The sequence below is a fragment of the Shinella sp. R2-11 genome, assembly GCF_055330205.1.
Map to the genome: position 1 here is coordinate 570,900 of NZ_JBVAPC010000003.1, position 16,246 is coordinate 587,145.

Here is a 16,246-nt window from a genome sequence, read left to right on the forward strand (position 1 = left end):
AGCTGGCGCCGGAACACCGAGGATACTTGGATCATCTTGCAAAGGGAGAAGGATATGCACGTCGGTTTCGCATATGGCGCGACTGTCGGCAGTCGCCGCCCGTAAATACGCCTTCCCGGAACCCCGGGAGCCGCGGGCGACGCCTGCCTCCAGATTTTCCTATGGTCTCTGCGGACCTGGCTTGTGGGAGCCTCTAGTCAAGCAGCTCCGCCGGCACCTTCCCTCCGTTGTCGGCCAGCGCCTTCATGAGTGCCTTGTGAAGCCAGACGTTCATGGTGGCGGAGTCGTTCTTGTCGCCCGTGTAGCCCAACTCGTCGGCGAGTTCCTTGCGTGCCGACAGGCTCGAATCCAGATCGAGCGCCTTCATCATGTCGACGATCGAACGACGCCAATCGAGTTTCTGGCCGTTCTTCTTCACCGCGGCATCCATGACGGCTGCGACATCGACCGGCCCGGCCTGCTTCGCGGCGCCGGATTCTGAATGCGCCCCCGAGAGCGTCGCGGTGACTTCGTCGCCGAGCTTGGAATTGCCGCCGTCCTGCGCCGGCTTCGCCCCGGTGCCCTGTGTGGTCGTCCCGGCCATATCGGCACTTGAAGGGCTGCTGGCGCCCGCGGTCACGGTCCGTTCCGGCTGCTCCGCCGAACCACCGAAAAGTTTTTCCTTAATGCGGCTGAAAATGCCCATGAACAGCTCCTTTAGCGTTTGACACATGTGACATTAGCGCGTGGCTCTGGGGTTTCAATGACCCGCGGCAGCCTGAAGCCCTGCAAGATCGGAACAATGTCGGAAAAGACGGGTTTGACGACATGAACAGGAGGCCGATATGCCCATCGATCCGAAGGACCCGAAAAAGCCGGTGGAGGTTCCACCGGAAGAAACGCCGGATTCGTTGCCCGACATCCCCGAGCGCCCGATCGAAGAACCGGGACCTGATGTCGTGCCTGAAGAAGCGCCCGACATCACTTCCGTACCGGGTGAGGAAGTGCCTGCGAAAATGCACCGTTGAGTCGGCAGACGGAGGGCGCTTTCACTCGCGCCTTTCATCCGAACCGTTATTGCTCATCGAGCATCGTCAGTGCATTTTCGATTGCGGCCCCGGAGGCCGTGTTGTCGAAGACGCACCAGCCATCGGGCGCCGCAAGGTTCCGGAACGCCCTTATCTCTTCATCGGTGTAGCTCGAATAATAAACCTTCGGCTTGCCGTGCAGGCGGATATATCGCGGCGGCTCGGGGAAATCCTCTATAGGCCACACCAGCGCCGGATCGGCGAGAACCCGGTCGATCGCGTATGTCTCGAGCAGCTCCAATGCCGCCTCGGATGCCCAGCTTTTGTGGCGCACCTCGATGACGATCGGTCCCGCATCGGCATCCCGCATCGTCTTGAATGCGGTCTCGAACTTGTCGGCATCGAACGCCAGCGAGGGCGGCAACTGGCACAGCATCGGGCCGCACTTTTCTCCGAGCGGCGCGATGTCTTCGAGGAAAGCGTCGAACGGTTCGGCGATATCCTTCATCGCCCGGCCATGGCTGATCTCCCTGGGGATCTTCACCGAGAACCGAAAGCCGTCCGGCACCGACTCGGCCCATCGCGCGAAGGTCGTAGTCCTGTGCCGGCGATAGAAGGTCGAGTTGATCTCGACACCGTCGAACACGGACGCATATCTGGTCAGGCCACTTCCCTCCCGAGAAAACCGGTGGGCCCATTTTTGCGGGATCGACCAGGCGGCGGTCGCAATGATCGGCAAATCGATTTCCTCCTGCGGCCCGCCAGAATGCGGCCGCAGGAGGAATGGGAAGACCGGCATTGGAGTTCCCGTGCCGGCTACATGGGCCCGCATCGGAAAGCGGAAACCTGCTCTATGACGGCACGACGGCCGCCAGCACGCTGACGCAATCGCCGGATTTGACGAGGCCGGGGAAATGGCGGGCGGCGAGGATGCCGTCCATTTTCGCCCTGACTTCCAGCGGCTGAACGCCGGTGCGGCCGACGGGATAGATCCGGGCGACGACGTCGCCGTTTTTTACCGCTTCGCCTAGGTCGAAGAGCGGTTCGATAAGGCCGCCGTCCTCCGCGAAGGAGAAGCAGTTGCCGTTGGGCATGTCGAGCCAGATGGTCTCGGAGGCTTCCGCCCTCCCCTTCAGGATACCCGCCGCCTTCAGCACGTTCCGGATGCCTCGCTTGGCGATGCCGGCGCTTTTCGCGGTCGCCGTGCCGCCGCCGCCGAGTTCGGTGGTGATGAAGATCTTCCCCATCTCCTCCGCCGCCGTATCGTACATGCCGACCGCGTCGATCTCCAGCATCTTCATCGACCAGGGCGCACCGAAGGCGCTGACGAGCTCGAAGGCTTTTGCCTCCTGCGCCTTGTCCGGCAGGATATGAGCGGCGCAGAAGGGCAGGAAATCCAAAGTCTTGCCGCCTGAATGGAAGTCCAGCACGATATCGGCGAGCGGCAGCAGAACGCGCTGGAAATAATCGGCGATCTTCTGGGTCACCGTACCGTCGGGCGCGCCCGGAAAGCTGCGGTTCATGTTGCCTTTGTCGATCGGCGAGGTGCGCGTGCCGGCCAGGAATGCCGGGTAATTCATCGCGGGCACGATGATGATCCGGCCGGTGACCTCCTCAGCCTTCAAGGACCGGGCGAGGTCGAAGAGCGCGATCGGCCCCTCATATTCGTCGCCATGGTTGCCGCCGGTCATAAGGGCGGTCGGGCCCTCCCCGTTCTTCACCACCGTTATCGGGATCATCACGGAGCCCCAGGCGGAATCGTCCCGGCTGTAGGGCAGGCGCAGGAAGCCGTGCTGCACGCCCCCGGCCGAAAAATCGACCGTGGGGCTGATCGGAGACGCGCGCATGGCTCAATCCTTCACGAGAAGCTTGCGCGGCACATTGGCCAGGCACTCGACGCCGGTTTCGGTGATCAGGATGCTTTCCGTCGTCTCGAAGCCCATGTCTTCGAGCCAGAGCCCCGTCATGAAGTGGAACGTCATGCCCGGCTTCAGCTCGCTGCGGTCGCCGGGGCGCAGGCTCATCGTGCGCTCGCCCCAGTCCGGCGGATAGGAAACGCCGATGCCGTAGCCCGTGCGATTGTCCTTCACGATGCCGTATTTCTTGAGCACGGCGAAGAAGGCATTGGCGATGTCCTCGCAGGTATTGCCGGGCCGCGCCTTTTCGAGCCCCGCCTCCATGCCTTCCAGAGTGGCCTTTTCCGCATCGAGGAAGGCCTGCGTCGGCTTGCCGAGGAAGACCGTGCGCGAGAGCGGCACATGGTAGCGGTGATAGCAGCCGGCGATCTCGAAGAAGGTACCCTCGCCCGACTGCATCGGCCGATCGTCCCAGGTGAGGTGCGGCGCGGAAGCCTCGACACCGGAGGGCAAGAGCGGCACGATGGCCGGATAATCGCCGCCGATGCTATCGACGCCGCGCGTGCCGGCATCGTAGATTTCCGCCACCAGATCGCATTTGCGCATGCCGACCTCAATCTTGTCGAAGATGCGTTCATGCATCTTCTCTACGATCCGCGCGGCATTGCGCATGTAGCGGATTTCCGTCTCGCTCTTGACGGCGCGCTGCCAGTTGACGAGCGCGGTGGCATCGACGAAGCGGGCATTCGGCAGGTGCTTCTGCAGCGAGGCGAAGGCGGCGGCGGAGAACCAGTAATTGTCCATCTCCACGCCGATGGTCAGCTTGTCGAGGCCGCGCTCGGCGAGTTTCGCCGAAAGATAATCCATCGGGTGGCGCTCGGTGGACTGCACGTAATGGTCCGGATAGCCGATGATGTTCTCGTGCTTCAGATAGGCGGTGAGCTTCGCGCCGTTGGCGTCCTGCCCGCGGCCGTACCAGATCGGCTCGCCCGTCGGCGGCACGACGACGCACTGGTGCACGTAGAAGGACCAGCCGTCATAGCCCGTCAGCCAGTTCATGTTCGACGGATCGCTGCAGATCAGCACGTCGATGCCCTTGGCTGCCATGGCCTTGCGCGTTTTTTGCAGACGCGCTTCATACTCCGGAAGCGTGAACTTCAGGTTCGCTTGTTTCATCGGTTTTTCCTCTATACCCGGCGAAAAGCCGGTCTCAACTCTCGAAGACCGTGCCGGCGCCCGCCCCCGCCGCACGGGCGGCGGCAAGGGTTGCGATAGCCGTGTCCTGAATGCCCGTGCCGGTCAGGTCCGCCACGGTGATCTCGTCGGGGCCGCTGCGGCCCGGTTTGCGCCCGGCGATGATCTCGCCGAGTTCGGGGAAAAGCGCGCCCTCCGTCACGAGGCCCGCTTCGATGGCGTGGTGCAGCTCGCCGAGCCGGCGCGTCTGCCTGAGGCTGTCGGCGACATAGAGGCCGGCGCCGGTGATGACGGCCGGCTCGATCTCGTTCTTGTGCTCGGCATCCGAGCCCATGGCGGTGACATGCTGGCCGGGCTGGAGCCATTCGGCCTTGAGGACGGGCCTTTCCGAGGGGGTGGTGGTGACGACGATATCCGCCCCGTCGACCGCCGCCCGGCCATCCGCCACGGCGCTGACGGGAAAGCCGAGCTTCGCCGTCAGCTCCAGCGCCGCCGTTTCGGCCTTCGCCGCATCGCGCGCCCAGATGCGCGCCTCGCGGATTGGCCGGACGAGGCTCAAGGCTTCGAGCTGCAGCTTTGCCTGCATGCCGGCACCGAAAATGGCGGCGACCGAGGCGTCCGGGCGTGAAAGATGGCGGGCCGCGACGGCGCCGGCGGCGGCGGTGCGCACATCCGTCAGGTAGCCGTTGTCGAGCAGCACCGCCTGCACGAGGCCGGTCTTGGTGGAGAACAGCACCATCAGGCCGTTGGTGCTCGGCAGGCCGATCTTCGGATTGTCGAAGAAGCCGGGGCTGATCTTGATCGCGAAACCATCGAGGCCGGGCACATAGGCCGTCTTCACGTCCACCTCGCCGCGATGCTCGGGAATATCGAGCCGCAGGATCGGCGGCATGGCGACGGCCTTGGTGGCAAGCGCATGGAAGGCGTCCTCCACGCAGGCGATTGCTTCGAGATCGAGCGGAACGATGCGCCGCAGCTCCGCCTCGGTGAGTATCTTCATCGTCGTCACGCCGCGTCCTCCCGCAACAGTCCGGCCTCTCCATTGAGGACCCGCAGATGCTGGCCCATGTCCACGTTACGGCCGGAGAGAACGACCGCCGCCGGTCCCTCCAGCCGGCCAAGCCGGCCGGTGAGCAGCGCCGCGATGCCGACGGCGCCGGCTCCTTCGATCACCTCGCGCTCCTCACCATAGGCATGCCGCATGCCGGCGGCGATCTCGGTTTCGGGAAGGAGGATCACGTCGTCCAGCAATGCGCGGCACATTTCGAACGTCACGGCATTGTCGAGCCCGATGCCGCCGCCCAGCGAATCGGCAAGGCTCGCGACTTCCTCGACCTGTACCAGCCGCCCGGCATCGAGGCTCGCCTTCATCGCGGCGCCCCGCTCCATGGTGAGGCCGATGATGCGGGTCCTGGGTGAACGTCCCTTCACCGCCGCGGCGACGCCTGCCGCCAGTCCGCCGCCCGAAAGCGGCACCAGCACCGTCGCCACGTCGGGCATTGCCTCGACGATTTCCAGCCCGAGCGTGCCCTGCCCCGCTACCACGGCCGTATCGTCGAAGGGCGGCACCATGACGAGGCCGTCTTCGGCGACCAGCCGGTCGACCTCCAGTTGCGCCTCGTCCTGCGAGCGGCCGACGATGCGGACATTCGCGCCGAGCCGGCGGATTTCCGCGACCTTGTTGTCGGGCACGAGCCGCGACATGCAGATCGTCGCGGTCGATCCTTCCGCCTTGGCGGCATGGGCGAGCGCGCGGCCGTGATTACCCGTCGAGGCGGCGACGACGCCCCGCGCCCGCTCTTCCGGCGAGAGCGACAGCACCGCATTCGTCGCGCCGCGCAGCTTGAAGCTGCCGGTCGTCTGGTGATGTTCGAGCTTGAGGCCGACGGGCACGCCGAAACGCTCGGAGAGCGAAGCGGAGAGCGCAAACGGCGTGCGCCGGATCCGGCCTTCGATGCGCCGGGCCGCCTGTTCAATCTCCCTCAGGGTCACGGGAAGGTTCCTCATGCTCCGCGTCCCGAATAGGCGAGCGTCATCAGCCGGCCGAGCTCCGGCCGCGCCGCCTGGTCGCCGCAGAGGCGCAGGCACGCCCAGGCCGTCGCCAGGTTGCTGGTGACGACCGGCTTGCCGATGACCGTTTCGATCTCGGCCGCGACGCCTGCCGCCCGCACAGCCGTGCAGGAAATGAACAGCGCATCGCTGTCCGGCGCCATCGCCTCCCTGGCGAAGGCGACGATCTCGGCCGGGGAAATGCGCGCCATCTCGCGGTCGTCGGTCAGGCCGAGGCAGGTGAAACGGGCGATATCGAAGCCGAGCCCCAGGAAATAATCAGCCATCGGCCTGCTGGTTTCGAGCGTATAGGGCGTCAGCACGGAAATGCGCCTCGCATCGAGCGCCTTGAGGCCGGCAACCGCCGCGGCCGTGGGCGTGACGACGGCCGCGCCGGGTTTTGCGGCCCGCACGGCGGCCTCCACCTCTGCATCGCCGATGACAACGGAGGCGGAGGTGCAGGAATACATGACGACGTCCAGCGGCTCGTCCGGCAGGATGAGCGCGGCGCCCGCCGTCAGCGAGGGCTGCATGGCGCGCAGGTTTTCCGGCGTCACCGGATTGGCATAGGGGATGCGCGTCGCATAGACGCCGATCCGCTCGCCGGCCACCATGCGCTGGAAATCCACTTCCGTCGTGTGGTCGGTCGCAAGGATGATAAGGCCGACGCGCTTGGCCAGCGGCCGGTCGTCGAGCCCTGGTGCGCGCGAGGCGAGGGTGAGGCCGGGCGTCTGCATCAGCGTTCCTCCAGCCGAGCATAGCGTTCTTCCAGCCAGCGCAGGAAGACGACGGAGATGAGGCTCATGATCAGGAAGAACACGCCGACCAGCGTCATCGGCTCGATATAGCGGTAGCTGCTGTTGGCGACGCTTTTCGCCTGGTTCATCAGCTCCAGCACGGTGATGGCCGAGAGCAGCGGCGTTTCCTTGAACATGGCGATGAGATAATTGGCGAGCGCGGGGATCATCGGCGGGATCGCCTGCGGCAGGATGACGTGGATCCAGGTCTGGCGCTCAGTGAGGTTCGTCGCCTTCGCCGCCTCCCACTGGCCGCGCGGCACGTTCTCGATGCCGGCGCGGTAGACCTCTGCCGCATAGGTGCCGTAGTGCAGGCCGAGCCCGATGACGCCGGCCAGCAGCGCCGGCAGGCGGATGCCGATATCCGGCAGCACATAGAAGATGAAGTAGAGCTGCACGAGCAGCGGCGTGCCGCGGATGAACTCCACGATGAAGCCCGTCGTCCTCGCGACCGGCTTCGGCGCAGTCATGCGCAGGATGGCAAAGGCGAGGCCGACCACGGCGGCGACGGCGGCCCCGAGCACGGTCGCAAGGATCGTGATCTTCAGGCCCTCCAGGAGGGTCGGCATGATCTGCCAGACGAAATTCCAGTCCCACTCCATCATCAGGTCCTTACACCATCGAGGCCGCGGGTGACCCGGCGCTCCAGCCAGCGCATGCCGTAGGAAATGGCGAGCGCCATCAGGAAATAGAGCACGAGGATGGTGGCGAAGGGGATCAGCGTGCTGCCCGTCTGCGCGCGCACCACCTGCGCCTGGAAGGTCATGTCGGTGAGCGATATCAGCGAGACGACGGCGGTGCCCTTCAGGAGCTCGATGGCATTGTTGCCGAAGGTCGGCAGCATCAGGGGCAGCGCCTGCGGCAGGATGACGTGGCGCATCGCCTGGCTGCGCGAAAGGTTGAGCGCGATGCAGGCCTCCCGCTGCTCGCGGCCGATCGCCCTGACGGCACCGCGCACCACCTCCGCCCCATAGGCGCCGACATTCAGGCCGAGCGCCAGGACGCCGGCCTGCAGCGGCGAGAGCGTGACGCCCGCGAAGGGCAGCACGAAATAGACCCAGAAGAGCTGCACGAAGATCGAGGTGCCGCGGAAGAACTCGATATAGGTCGTGGCGAGCGCCCTCACCGCCATGAAACGGCTGACGCGGCCGAGGCCCGCGAGAAATGCCATGATGACGGCGAGCGCCGAGCCCATGACGGTAAGCTCGAGCGTCACGAGCGCGCCTTGCAGGATCAGCCCTATATAGCCGGACCAGTCGGTCATGGTGTGTTCCAAGTTAGCTTCAACCGGGCAAAGCCCCTCATCCGCCTGCCGGCACCTTCTCCCCGTGAACGGGGCGAAGGGCGAACCGGCATCGTTTTCCAGATCGTCAACGACGATGGGAAACCGGAGCCACAAGTCCCTTCTCCCCGTTCACGGGGAGAAGGTCGCGGCAGCGGGATGAGGGGCGAACCCGCCCCTATCACTGTGCCGCGCAAAGCTTCTCGCGCGTCGTCGACATCGCGGCCTTGGCGGAGAAGCCGTAGGGCTCGATGATTTTGGCGAATTCGCCGCTTTCCTTCAGCTTGGCGAGCTCCACGTCGAAGGCATCGCGCAGGGCCTCGTCACCCTTCCTGAACGCCGCGCCGTCGCAATAGACCGGAGCGCCCTCCACGGGGGCGACCACTTCGATCCCGGGATCGTTCGCCTTGGCAACGAGATCGTTGATGGACAGGACAGGCAGCGAATAGGCATCGATACGGCCGTCCTGCAGCATCTTCAGGCCGCTCTGGCCATCCGGCACGACGATGACGCGGTCACGCGGCACGCCGGCTTCGAGCGCCAGCTTCTCCTCGGTGCCGCCGCCCGGTGCGCCGATCTTCGCATCCGGATTGTCGGCGATGTCCTTGTAGCTCTTGAGGCCGAGCGGATTGCCCTTCTTCAGCGCGAAGGCCTCGGCATCGCACAGCACCGGTTCGGAATAGGCGACGGCGGCACAGCGCTCCGGCTTCATGAAGAGGCCGGCGGTGATGACGTCGTGGCGGCCGGCCTGCAGGCCGGGGATCATCGCGCCGTATTCGGAAATAGAGGCGACGATATCGGCCACACCAAGGCGCTTGAAGACCTCGCGGGCGACATCCGGGGCAGCCCCCGAAACCTTGCCGTCGGCGGCGACCGCCGTGAACGGCGGCTCGTTGGCGATGGCGACGCGGGCAAAGCCCTGCGCCTTCAGCTCCTCCAGCTTGGCGTCATCGGCGAAAGCGGGGGTGGCGACGATGGCGGCCATCAGCGCGCTTGCGCCGGCCGCCAGGGTCAAAAGCGTTCTCATGCTCATATTGTGAACTCCTCTGGCTGTTTCTGGTTGTTATTGGGATCTTGCTTGGAGCCTTGTTTCCGAGCGGCGCGAGCCATTCAGACGCGGTGCCCGGCCGCGATGATCTTGCGCAGGAAGGTCTGCGTGCGTTCCTGCCTGGGATTGCGGAAAATCTCGTCCGGCTTGCCCTCCTCGACGATCCTGCCGCGATCGAAGAAGAGGATGCGGTCGGCAAAGTCGTGGGCGAAGCCCATCTCGTGGGTGACGAGCAGCATGGTCATGTCGGTCTCGGCGGCGAGCTTGCGCATGACGTTCAGCACCTCCTCGACCAGTTCGGGATCGAGCGCCGACGTCACCTCGTCGAACAGCATGATCTTCGGCGAGAGCGCGAGAGCGCGGGCGATGGCAACACGCTGCTTCTGTCCGCCGGACAATTGCGCGGGCATGTTCTTCGCCTTGTCGGCAAGGCCCACCATGTCGAGAAGCTCCATCGCCCGCTTCTCCGCAGCGGCCTTCGCGACGCCCTTCGTCAGCATCGGCGCCAGGGTGACGTTGTCGAGCACGCATTTGTGCGGGAAGAGATTGAAGTGCTGGAAGACCATGCCGATCTTGGCGCGCATCCTGTGCAGGTGGCGATCGTCCGCCGGGGCGAGGCCGCCGTTCTTCGGCATGTGGTAGAGCTGGTCGCCATCGACCTCGATATGGCCGCCGCTGATGCTCTCGAGCGTCATCAGGATGCGCAGGATCGTCGTCTTGCCGGAGCCGGACGGACCGATGAGGGCGAGCTTCTCGCCCGGCAGCACCTCCATCGACAGCCCGTCGAGCACGGTCAAGGGACCGTAGCGCTTCACGATATTGTCGATGCGGATGATCGGCACGGTCATGCATGTCTCTCCCTGTCGAGACGCTGATGGCCTAACGATGCGCGCCGCCCTAAATCATGTCAATCCGAATAATAATATCAGTACAATTATTCTTCAGATGCCCGATTGGCAGGCAATTTCCTCAAATCGCGAGCAGCAGCGCTTCCGGACTTCCGCTGGCCAACGAGGCCAGAATGCCGAGGCCCGTGCGCAGTTCCTGCTCGGTCGTCGAGCCGAGCGAGATGCGCACGGCCGGATGCCAGCCCTGATCGGCCGTGCGGAAGGAGGAGCCGGGGGCGATCGCCACGCCGCGCAGCCGCGCCTGCGACACGAAGCCCTCCTCCGTATGGCCCTCCGGCAGCGGCAGCCAGACATGCAGGCTCTGCGGATGGGCATGATACGGAAGCCCTGCGAAGGCGTCCTCCGCAATGGCATGGCGAACAGCAAGGGCCTTCCTCTGCCAGGTGACGAGCTCCATCGCCGTGCCGTCGCTTACCCAGCGCGTGGCGATCTCGGCGATCGAGGGCGTCGCCATCCAGTTGGAGACGAGGTGGCGGTTGGTGACCGCCGCGACATAGCGGTCGGGCGCGGCGAGATAGCCGATGCGCAGGCCCGGCACCGTGATCTTGGTGAAGCTCGTGACGTAGAGCGTGCGCTCCGGCGCATAGGCCGCAATCGGCGGCGCACGATCCTCGACGAGCGGGCCGAGAATGTCGTTCTCGATGATCGAGATATCGTGGCGCCGGGCCACTTCGGCGAGCGCTTGCCGGCGCTCGGCGCTCATCAGCGTCGCCGTCGGATTGATGACCGAGGGCTGGAGGAAGACGGCGCGGATGACGCCCGTCCGGCACGCCTCGTCCAGCGCCTCGGGGATCATGCCGTCATGGTCGATCGGCAGGCCTTCGAGATGCAGGCCGAGATAGGTGGAAAGCGGCACCAGCGTATGGTGGCTGATTGCCTCCGTCGCCACCGTGGAGCCGGGCGGGGCAACGCTCATCAAGGCTACCGTCATCCCCGACGTAGCGCCATTGGTGAGGCTGATATTGAGCGGCGAGATATCGAGCCCGCAGCGCGCCAGCCATTCGGCGGCGACATTCCGGTGGCGCGGGAAGACCATGTTCGGCCGGAAGGAAAGCGCAGAGCTCGACGGCAGGTTTTCCGCCAGCCAGCCGAAGGCCTCGCGCATGCGCTCCAGGTGCAACTGCTCGCAGACGGGTTTCAGGATCGAGAGATCCACCAGCTCGCCGAGGCGCTCCGGCAGGTAGGGCGGCTCCGGTTCCCTCGGCCGCGTCTGGACGAAGGAGCCACGGCCGATCTCGCCGGAGATGAGCCCCCGGCGGATCAGCTCGTCATAGGCGCGGCTGACGGTCTGGACGGAGAGTTTGAGGTCGTCGGCAAGCTTGCGATGGGGTAGAAGACGCGTGCCGTTCGGCAGGTGACCTTCCTGAATGGCGCGGGCGATCTGCTCGGCGAGGGAAAGGTAGGCCGGCCGGCGCAATTGGGATATATCGGGTCGCCAATTTGTCATGATTTCAACAGTGCTCAAATTCAGTTCAATTGACAACGCCAAAATGGCTTCCCATTGTCTTTTTCTCCGCTTTGACATGATTTCCGCCCGGAGGGCGACCGCATGAAACTCGACGCCATCGACCTGCGCATCCTGGAGGCGATCCAGGAGAACGGACGCATCACCAAGCTGGCGCTCGCGGAGCGGGCGGGGCTTTCCCCCACCCCCTGCTGGCTGCGCCTGCGCAAGCTCGAAAAGGCCGGCATCGTCTCCGGCTATCATGCCCGTGTCGCGGTGCGCCGCGTCGCCCCGGTCGCCAGCGTCTTGATGGAGGTGACGCTCGCCAATCACCGCCAGGCGGATTTCGAGCGTTTCGAGCGCGCGGTGGCGGCAACGCCGGAGATCGTCACCTGCTGGTCGGTCGGCGGCGGCGTCGATTACATCCTGAAGATCATGGCGGCGGATATCGACGCCTACCAGCGTCTCGTCGACGGCCTGCTCGACCGCGAATTGGGCATCGACCGCTACTTCACCTACATCGTCACCAAGACGGTGAAGGAGGAAACAGTGCTGCCGCTGGCAACGCTGCTGCCCGTTCCCGAATAAAGGGCCCCGAATAGAGAGATTGTCCACGGCGGCGGATATCTTTGGTCAAAGTCTCTGCCCCCGGCCCCGGCAATAGACAATCTGTCGCTCCGCCTCGGGCAGACTCCTCCCGACAACCCGAGGAGGCCGCCATGACCGCCGTATTTGCCCGCACGACATTTCACGACGCGCTTGCCCGCCTCGCCGATCCGCATCTGCTGCGCGAGCTCTCCTATGTCGGAGGCCGCTGGACCGCCGGCCGGGACGGCGCAAGCTTCAAGGTGACGGATCCCGCATCGAACGCCACGCTTGCCTGGGTTGCCGAGTTCGACGCCGGGCAGACCGAGGAGGCCGTTTCGGCCGCCAGCGACGCCTTCTCCGCCTGGCGGGACCTGCTGCCGCAGCAGCGCGGCAGAATTCTGCGCCAATGGGGCGAGCTGATGCTCGAGCATCGCGAGGATCTTGCCTTGCTGATGACGCTGGAACAGGGCAAGCCGCTGGCCGAATCCCGCGGCGAGATCGACTATGCCGCGTCCTTCGTCGAATGGTATGCCGAGGAGGGAAAGCGCCTCAACGCCGAGAGCGTCACCAGCCACCTGCCCGGCGCGGAGATGATCGTGCGCCGAGAGGCGCTCGGCGTCGTCGGCATCGTGACGCCGTGGAACTTCCCCTCCGCGATGATCACCCGCAAGGCCGCCGCGGCACTTGCCGCCGGCTGCACGGTCGTCGCCCATCCCTCCAGCGAAACGCCGCTCTCGGCCCTCGCCCTTGCCGAACTGGGCGAACGGGCCGGCCTTCCCGCCGGTGTCTTCAACGTCGTGACCGGGGATGCCGCGACCATCGTCGGCCGCATGAATGCCGATCCCCGCATCCGTGCCATGAGCTTCACCGGCTCGACGGAGATCGGCAGGCTGATCGCCGGCCAGTGCGCATCCACCATGAAGCGGCTCGTCATGGAACTGGGCGGCCATGCGCCGCTGATCGTCTTCGCCGATGCCGATATCGACAAGGCCGCCGACATCGCCGTCAACGCCAAGTTCGCGACCTCCGGCCAGGATTGCCTTGCCGCCAACCGCATCTATGTCGAGCGCCCCGTGCTCGCCGCCTTCACCAGAGCCTTCAGGGAGCGCATCGAGGCGCTGAAGGTCGCCGGCGGATTGGAGCCGGACGCCGAGATCGGCCCGCTGATGCATGAACGCGCCATCGCCAAGGTGGAGGAGCAGGTGGCCGATGCGGTCAAGCGCGGAGCAAGGCTTCTCACCGGCGGCAAGCGCCACAAGGCCGGACCGCTGTTCTTCCAGCCGACGCTGCTGACCGACGTGCCCGACGACGCCGTGATCATGCGCGAGGAGACCTTCGGGCCTGTGGCCGCCGTCACCGCCTTCGACAGCGAGGCGGAGGTGATCGCGCGGGCCAACGACACCGAATACGGCCTCGTGGCCTATGTCGTCACGGAAAACGGCGCGCGCCAGATGCGCCTTGCCCGCGCGCTGGAATACGGCATGGTGGCGGTCAACCGCGTGAAGATCACCGGCGGCCCGATCCCCTTCGGCGGCTGGAAGCAATCCGGCCTCGGCCGCGAGGGTTCGCGCCATGGCATGGAGGCCTTCACCGAGCTCAAATATCTCTGCATCGACACCGCTGCCTGAAAGGAAAGACCATGGCCGACAGACGCAACGAACTCACCGCCTGGGACCGCGACCACTTCTTCCATCCCTCCACCCATATGGGCATGCATGCCCGCGGCGAGACGCCGACGCGCGTCATCGGCGGCGGCGAAGGCGTCTACATCACCGACACCGGCGGCAAGACGAGCCTCGACGCCTTTGCCGGCCTCTATTGCGTCAATGTCGGCTACGGCCGCCAGAAGATCGCCGACGCCATCGCGGAGCAAGCGAAGAACCTCGCCTACTACCACGCCTATGTCGGCCACGGCACGGAAGCTTCGATCACTCTGTCCAAGATGATCATCGACCGCGCGCCCGAGGGCATGAGCCGGGTCTATTTCGGCCTCTCGGGCTCGGACGCCAACGAGACCAACATCAAGCTCATCTGGTACTACAACAACATCCTCGGCCGGCCGGAGAAGAAGAAGATCATCTCGCGCTGGCGGGGCTATCACGGCTCCGGCGTCATGACCGGCTCGCTGACCGGCCTCCACCTCTTCCACAACGCCTTCGACCTGCCGCGCGCGCCGATCCTGCACACGGAAGCGCCCTATTTCTTCCGCCGGCCGGATCGCTCGATGGACGAGGAGCAGTTCTCGCAATATTGCGCCGACAAGCTGGAGGAGATGATCCTCGCCGAGGGCCCGGAGACGGTCGCCGCCTTCATCGGGGAACCGATCCTCGGCACCGGCGGCATCGTGCCGCCGCCGAAGGGCTATTGGCAGAAGATCCAGGCCGTGCTCGACAAATACGACATCCTGCTCGTCGCCGACGAGGTCGTCACCGGCTTCGGCCGCCTCGGCACGATGTTCGGCTCGGACCATTACGGCATGAAGCCGGCGCTCATCACCATCGCCAAGGGCCTCACCTCCGCCTATGCGCCGCTCTCGGGCACCATCGTCTCCGACAAGGTCTGGGAAGTGCTGGTCAAGGGGTCCGACGAACTCGGCGCCATCGGCCATGGCTGGACCTATTCCGCCCATCCGATCTGCGCCGCCGCGGGCGTCGCCAATCTGGAGCTGATCGACGAACTCGGCCTTGTGGAAAATGCCGGCGCGACGGGCGCCTATTTCCGCAGCGAACTCGAAAAGGCCGTCGGCGACCATCGGAATGTCGGCGAAGTGCGCGGCGATGGCCTGATGGCCGCCGTGGAATTCGTCGAGGACCGGGACGACCGCGCCTTCTTCGATCCTTCGCAGAAGATCGGCCCGCAAGTGGCGAGCGCCCTCCTCGAACGCGGCGTCATCGGCCGCGCCATGCCGCAAGGCGACATTCTCGGTTTCGCCCCGCCGCTGTGCCTGACCCGCGAGGAGGCCGATATCGTCGTGAAGGCGACGGCCGACGCGGTGAAGGCCGTTCTCGGCTGAGATTCGAATAGCCGGGGCAGCGGCGACGCTGCCCCGGCGCATCATGCCTTTCCAGCGCGGTCTTCATGGCAGCCCGGGAGAAAAGGCCGACGAGGTCAGAATAGGCGAATTCGCTTCAAGTCGGCCCCGTCGCCAACGTGCGCCCGCGCGAAACCCAGGCGGCTCCTTCTTTCTGGTGCAGGAAGCCGTTCGAGAACGGCACCGACGGATAGATCGTCGAAATGGCCGCGATCGCCTCGTCGCCATCCATCCTTCCGTCCAGAACCATCCTGTAGAGCTTCGCCACCGCCACCATGTCGCAGTCCTGGGGGGACAGGCGAACACGCGAGAGCCCGGCGGAAATCAGGGGAGCAAGGTCGTCCAGCAGCATGACGCAGCTGTTCGACATGGTCTGCACGCCGTTGAGCACGAGAAAGGACTGGCGGTCGAGCGTGCGCAGCGGCAGGCCGTCCGGGTCTTCGCCGCAGATGAACTGGCAATTGTCCTTGGTCAGCCCTTTCGAGCGGGCATGGGCACAGCGCGCGGAAATGGCGAGCGGCATGCGGCCGAAGGCGAAGAGCTCGAAGGAAAAGTCCGGCATGGCGGCCAGCATCTGCCGGATGGAGGCGGCCGGAAGCTCCGGCGGCAGGCAGATATTGTCCGCCCCGCGCGCGGCAAGCGTGCGCGCCGTCGCGGCATTGTAGACATTGACCAGCGGGCCGACCGAATGCGGCTTTCCCTTGAGCAGGCCGAGCGCCGAAAGGTCGTTTGCCTCGACAGGGTGGATGCTGTCGCGAACGAGATCACGCACATGCCGGCTTTCGCGCTCCAGCGTCACCATGGCGAGTGTCGAGAGCGTCACCTGCTTGCCGGCCGCCTCGAGGCGCTCGATGACCTCGGCGACGTGCGGTTCGCTGAAATGCTGGCGCTTGGAACAGACCGTCTCGCCCAGCGTGACGTGTCCGATATCCGCCTCGTCGGCGATGCGGAAATAGAAATCCCGCCATTTCGGCCCATCCCAGAGGTAATAGACCGGCCCGAGGCTCAACGCCGCCCGCTTCGCTTCCATCCTGTCGTCTCC

At 65.4% G+C, this 16,246-nt stretch carries 17 protein-coding genes; 4 read left to right on the plus strand and 13 right to left on the minus strand.

The window, feature by feature from the left end:
• Positions 1-193 precede the first annotated feature (193 nt).
• Positions 194-685 carry a DUF3597 domain-containing protein gene (locus tag ACZ1A1_RS10995; RefSeq protein ID WP_463619953.1) on the minus strand — a complete coding sequence of 164 codons (492 nt, stop codon included), beginning with the start codon at positions 683-685 and terminating at the stop codon, positions 194-196.
• Positions 686-824: 139 nt separating this feature from the next.
• On the opposite strand from ACZ1A1_RS10995, the gene ACZ1A1_RS11000 reads away from it, so the two are divergent.
• Positions 825-1,007 (plus strand): hypothetical protein, encoded by a 183-nt coding sequence (locus ACZ1A1_RS11000; protein ID WP_463619954.1) that lies wholly within the window; start codon positions 825-827, stop codon positions 1,005-1,007.
• Positions 1,008-1,053: 46 nt separating this feature from the next.
• Here the strand turns inward: ACZ1A1_RS11000 and ACZ1A1_RS11005 are convergent, their stop codons facing one another.
• From ACZ1A1_RS11005 to ehuR, 11 genes are all read right to left on the minus strand, one after another.
• Complete coding sequence (locus tag ACZ1A1_RS11005) at positions 1,054-1,746, minus strand: DUF72 domain-containing protein (RefSeq protein ID WP_463620111.1); 693 nt, start codon at positions 1,744-1,746, stop codon at positions 1,054-1,056.
• 112 nt (positions 1,747-1,858) lie between these two features.
• Positions 1,859-2,854, minus strand: a complete 996-nt coding sequence (gene doeB / locus ACZ1A1_RS11010; RefSeq protein ID WP_463619955.1) for a N(2)-acetyl-L-2,4-diaminobutanoate deacetylase DoeB — start codon at positions 2,852-2,854, stop codon at positions 1,859-1,861.
• A gap of 3 nt (positions 2,855-2,857) precedes the next feature.
• Positions 2,858-4,039: an ectoine hydrolase DoeA gene (gene doeA, locus ACZ1A1_RS11015; protein ID WP_463619956.1), complete on the minus strand. Its 1,182-nt coding sequence runs from the start codon at positions 4,037-4,039 to the stop codon at positions 2,858-2,860.
• Positions 4,040-4,073: 34 nt separating this feature from the next.
• A complete protein-coding gene (gene eutC / locus ACZ1A1_RS11020) occupies positions 4,074-5,066 on the minus strand; it encodes an ectoine utilization protein EutC (protein ID WP_463619957.1) in 993 nt (330 codons plus the stop codon).
• Complete coding sequence (gene eutB, locus ACZ1A1_RS11025) at positions 5,063-6,064, minus strand: hydroxyectoine utilization dehydratase EutB (RefSeq protein WP_463619958.1); 1,002 nt, start codon at positions 6,062-6,064, stop codon at positions 5,063-5,065. Before eutB ends, eutC begins: the two co-directional genes overlap by 4 nt.
• Complete coding sequence (gene eutA / locus ACZ1A1_RS11030) at positions 6,061-6,843, minus strand: ectoine utilization protein EutA (RefSeq protein WP_463619959.1); 783 nt, start codon at positions 6,841-6,843, stop codon at positions 6,061-6,063. The genes eutB and eutA overlap by 4 nt, the downstream gene beginning before the upstream one ends.
• Positions 6,843-7,505, minus strand: a complete 663-nt coding sequence (gene ehuD / locus ACZ1A1_RS11035; protein ID WP_313192506.1) for an ectoine/hydroxyectoine ABC transporter permease subunit EhuD — start codon at positions 7,503-7,505, stop codon at positions 6,843-6,845. Before ehuD ends, eutA begins: the two co-directional genes overlap by 1 nt.
• A gap of 2 nt (positions 7,506-7,507) precedes the next feature.
• A complete protein-coding gene (gene ehuC / locus ACZ1A1_RS11040; protein WP_313192505.1) occupies positions 7,508-8,167 on the minus strand; it encodes an ectoine/hydroxyectoine ABC transporter permease subunit EhuC in 660 nt (219 codons plus the stop codon).
• A gap of 199 nt (positions 8,168-8,366) precedes the next feature.
• Entirely contained in the window at positions 8,367-9,212 is an 846-nt protein-coding gene (ehuB, locus tag ACZ1A1_RS11045) for an ectoine/hydroxyectoine ABC transporter substrate-binding protein EhuB (RefSeq protein WP_409529974.1), read from the minus strand.
• 83 nt (positions 9,213-9,295) lie between these two features.
• Positions 9,296-10,081, minus strand: coding sequence for an ectoine/hydroxyectoine ABC transporter ATP-binding protein EhuA (gene ehuA, locus ACZ1A1_RS11050; RefSeq protein ID WP_463619960.1), 786 nt, complete (start codon positions 10,079-10,081; stop codon positions 9,296-9,298).
• Positions 10,082-10,202: 121 nt separating this feature from the next.
• Positions 10,203-11,588, minus strand: coding sequence for a MocR-like ectoine utilization transcription factor EhuR (ehuR, locus tag ACZ1A1_RS11055; protein WP_463619961.1), 1,386 nt, complete (start codon positions 11,586-11,588; stop codon positions 10,203-10,205).
• A 102-nt stretch (positions 11,589-11,690) separates the two neighbouring features.
• On the opposite strand from ehuR, the gene ACZ1A1_RS11060 reads away from it, so the two are divergent.
• The 3 genes from ACZ1A1_RS11060 (at position 11,691) to ACZ1A1_RS11070 (ending at position 15,186) form a co-directional block, all read left to right on the plus strand.
• Positions 11,691-12,173, plus strand: coding sequence for an Lrp/AsnC family transcriptional regulator (locus ACZ1A1_RS11060; RefSeq protein ID WP_313192502.1), 483 nt, complete (start codon positions 11,691-11,693; stop codon positions 12,171-12,173).
• Positions 12,174-12,304: 131 nt separating this feature from the next.
• Complete coding sequence (locus tag ACZ1A1_RS11065; protein ID WP_463619962.1) at positions 12,305-13,801, plus strand: NAD-dependent succinate-semialdehyde dehydrogenase; 1,497 nt, start codon at positions 12,305-12,307, stop codon at positions 13,799-13,801.
• Between the two features lie 11 nt (positions 13,802-13,812).
• The gene (locus ACZ1A1_RS11070; RefSeq protein ID WP_463619963.1) at positions 13,813-15,186 is read left to right on the plus strand and encodes an aminotransferase; all 1,374 of its coding nucleotides are present in this window, start codon (positions 13,813-13,815) and stop codon (positions 15,184-15,186) included.
• Between the two features lie 115 nt (positions 15,187-15,301).
• On the opposite strand, the gene ubiV is transcribed toward ACZ1A1_RS11070, so the two are convergent.
• A complete protein-coding gene (ubiV, locus tag ACZ1A1_RS11075; RefSeq protein ID WP_463619965.1) occupies positions 15,302-16,234 on the minus strand; it encodes a ubiquinone anaerobic biosynthesis protein UbiV in 933 nt (310 codons plus the stop codon).
• Positions 16,235-16,246 lie beyond the last annotated feature (12 nt).

Bases quoted from the DNA above. Each gene is read 5' to 3' on its own strand.
- ACZ1A1_RS10995 (WP_463619953.1), bottom strand. From the start codon at position 685: ATGGGCATTTTCAGCCGCATTAAGGAAAAACTTTTCGGTGGTTCGGCG.
- ACZ1A1_RS11000 (WP_463619954.1), top strand. From the start codon at position 825: ATGCCCATCGATCCGAAGGACCCGAAAAAGCCGGTGGAGGTTCCACCG.
- doeB (WP_463619955.1), bottom strand. From the start codon at position 2,854: ATGCGCGCGTCTCCGATCAGCCCCACGGTCGATTTTTCGGCCGGGGGC.
- doeA (WP_463619956.1), bottom strand. From the start codon at position 4,039: ATGAAACAAGCGAACCTGAAGTTCACGCTTCCGGAGTATGAAGCGCGT.
- eutB (WP_463619958.1), bottom strand. From the start codon at position 6,064: ATGAGGAACCTTCCCGTGACCCTGAGGGAGATTGAACAGGCGGCCCGG.
- eutA (WP_463619959.1), bottom strand. From the start codon at position 6,843: ATGCAGACGCCCGGCCTCACCCTCGCCTCGCGCGCACCAGGGCTCGAC.
- ehuD (WP_313192506.1), bottom strand. From the start codon at position 7,505: ATGGAGTGGGACTGGAATTTCGTCTGGCAGATCATGCCGACCCTCCTG.
- ehuC (WP_313192505.1), bottom strand. From the start codon at position 8,167: ATGACCGACTGGTCCGGCTATATAGGGCTGATCCTGCAAGGCGCGCTC.
- ehuB (WP_409529974.1), bottom strand. From the start codon at position 9,212: ATGAGAACGCTTTTGACCCTGGCGGCCGGCGCAAGCGCGCTGATGGCC.
- ehuA (WP_463619960.1), bottom strand. From the start codon at position 10,081: ATGACCGTGCCGATCATCCGCATCGACAATATCGTGAAGCGCTACGGT.
- ehuR (WP_463619961.1), bottom strand. From the start codon at position 11,588: ATGACAAATTGGCGACCCGATATATCCCAATTGCGCCGGCCGGCCTAC.
- ACZ1A1_RS11060 (WP_313192502.1), top strand. From the start codon at position 11,691: ATGAAACTCGACGCCATCGACCTGCGCATCCTGGAGGCGATCCAGGAG.
- ACZ1A1_RS11065 (WP_463619962.1), top strand. From the start codon at position 12,305: ATGACCGCCGTATTTGCCCGCACGACATTTCACGACGCGCTTGCCCGC.
- ACZ1A1_RS11070 (WP_463619963.1), top strand. From the start codon at position 13,813: ATGGCCGACAGACGCAACGAACTCACCGCCTGGGACCGCGACCACTTC.
- ubiV (WP_463619965.1), bottom strand. From the start codon at position 16,234: ATGGAAGCGAAGCGGGCGGCGTTGAGCCTCGGGCCGGTCTATTACCTC.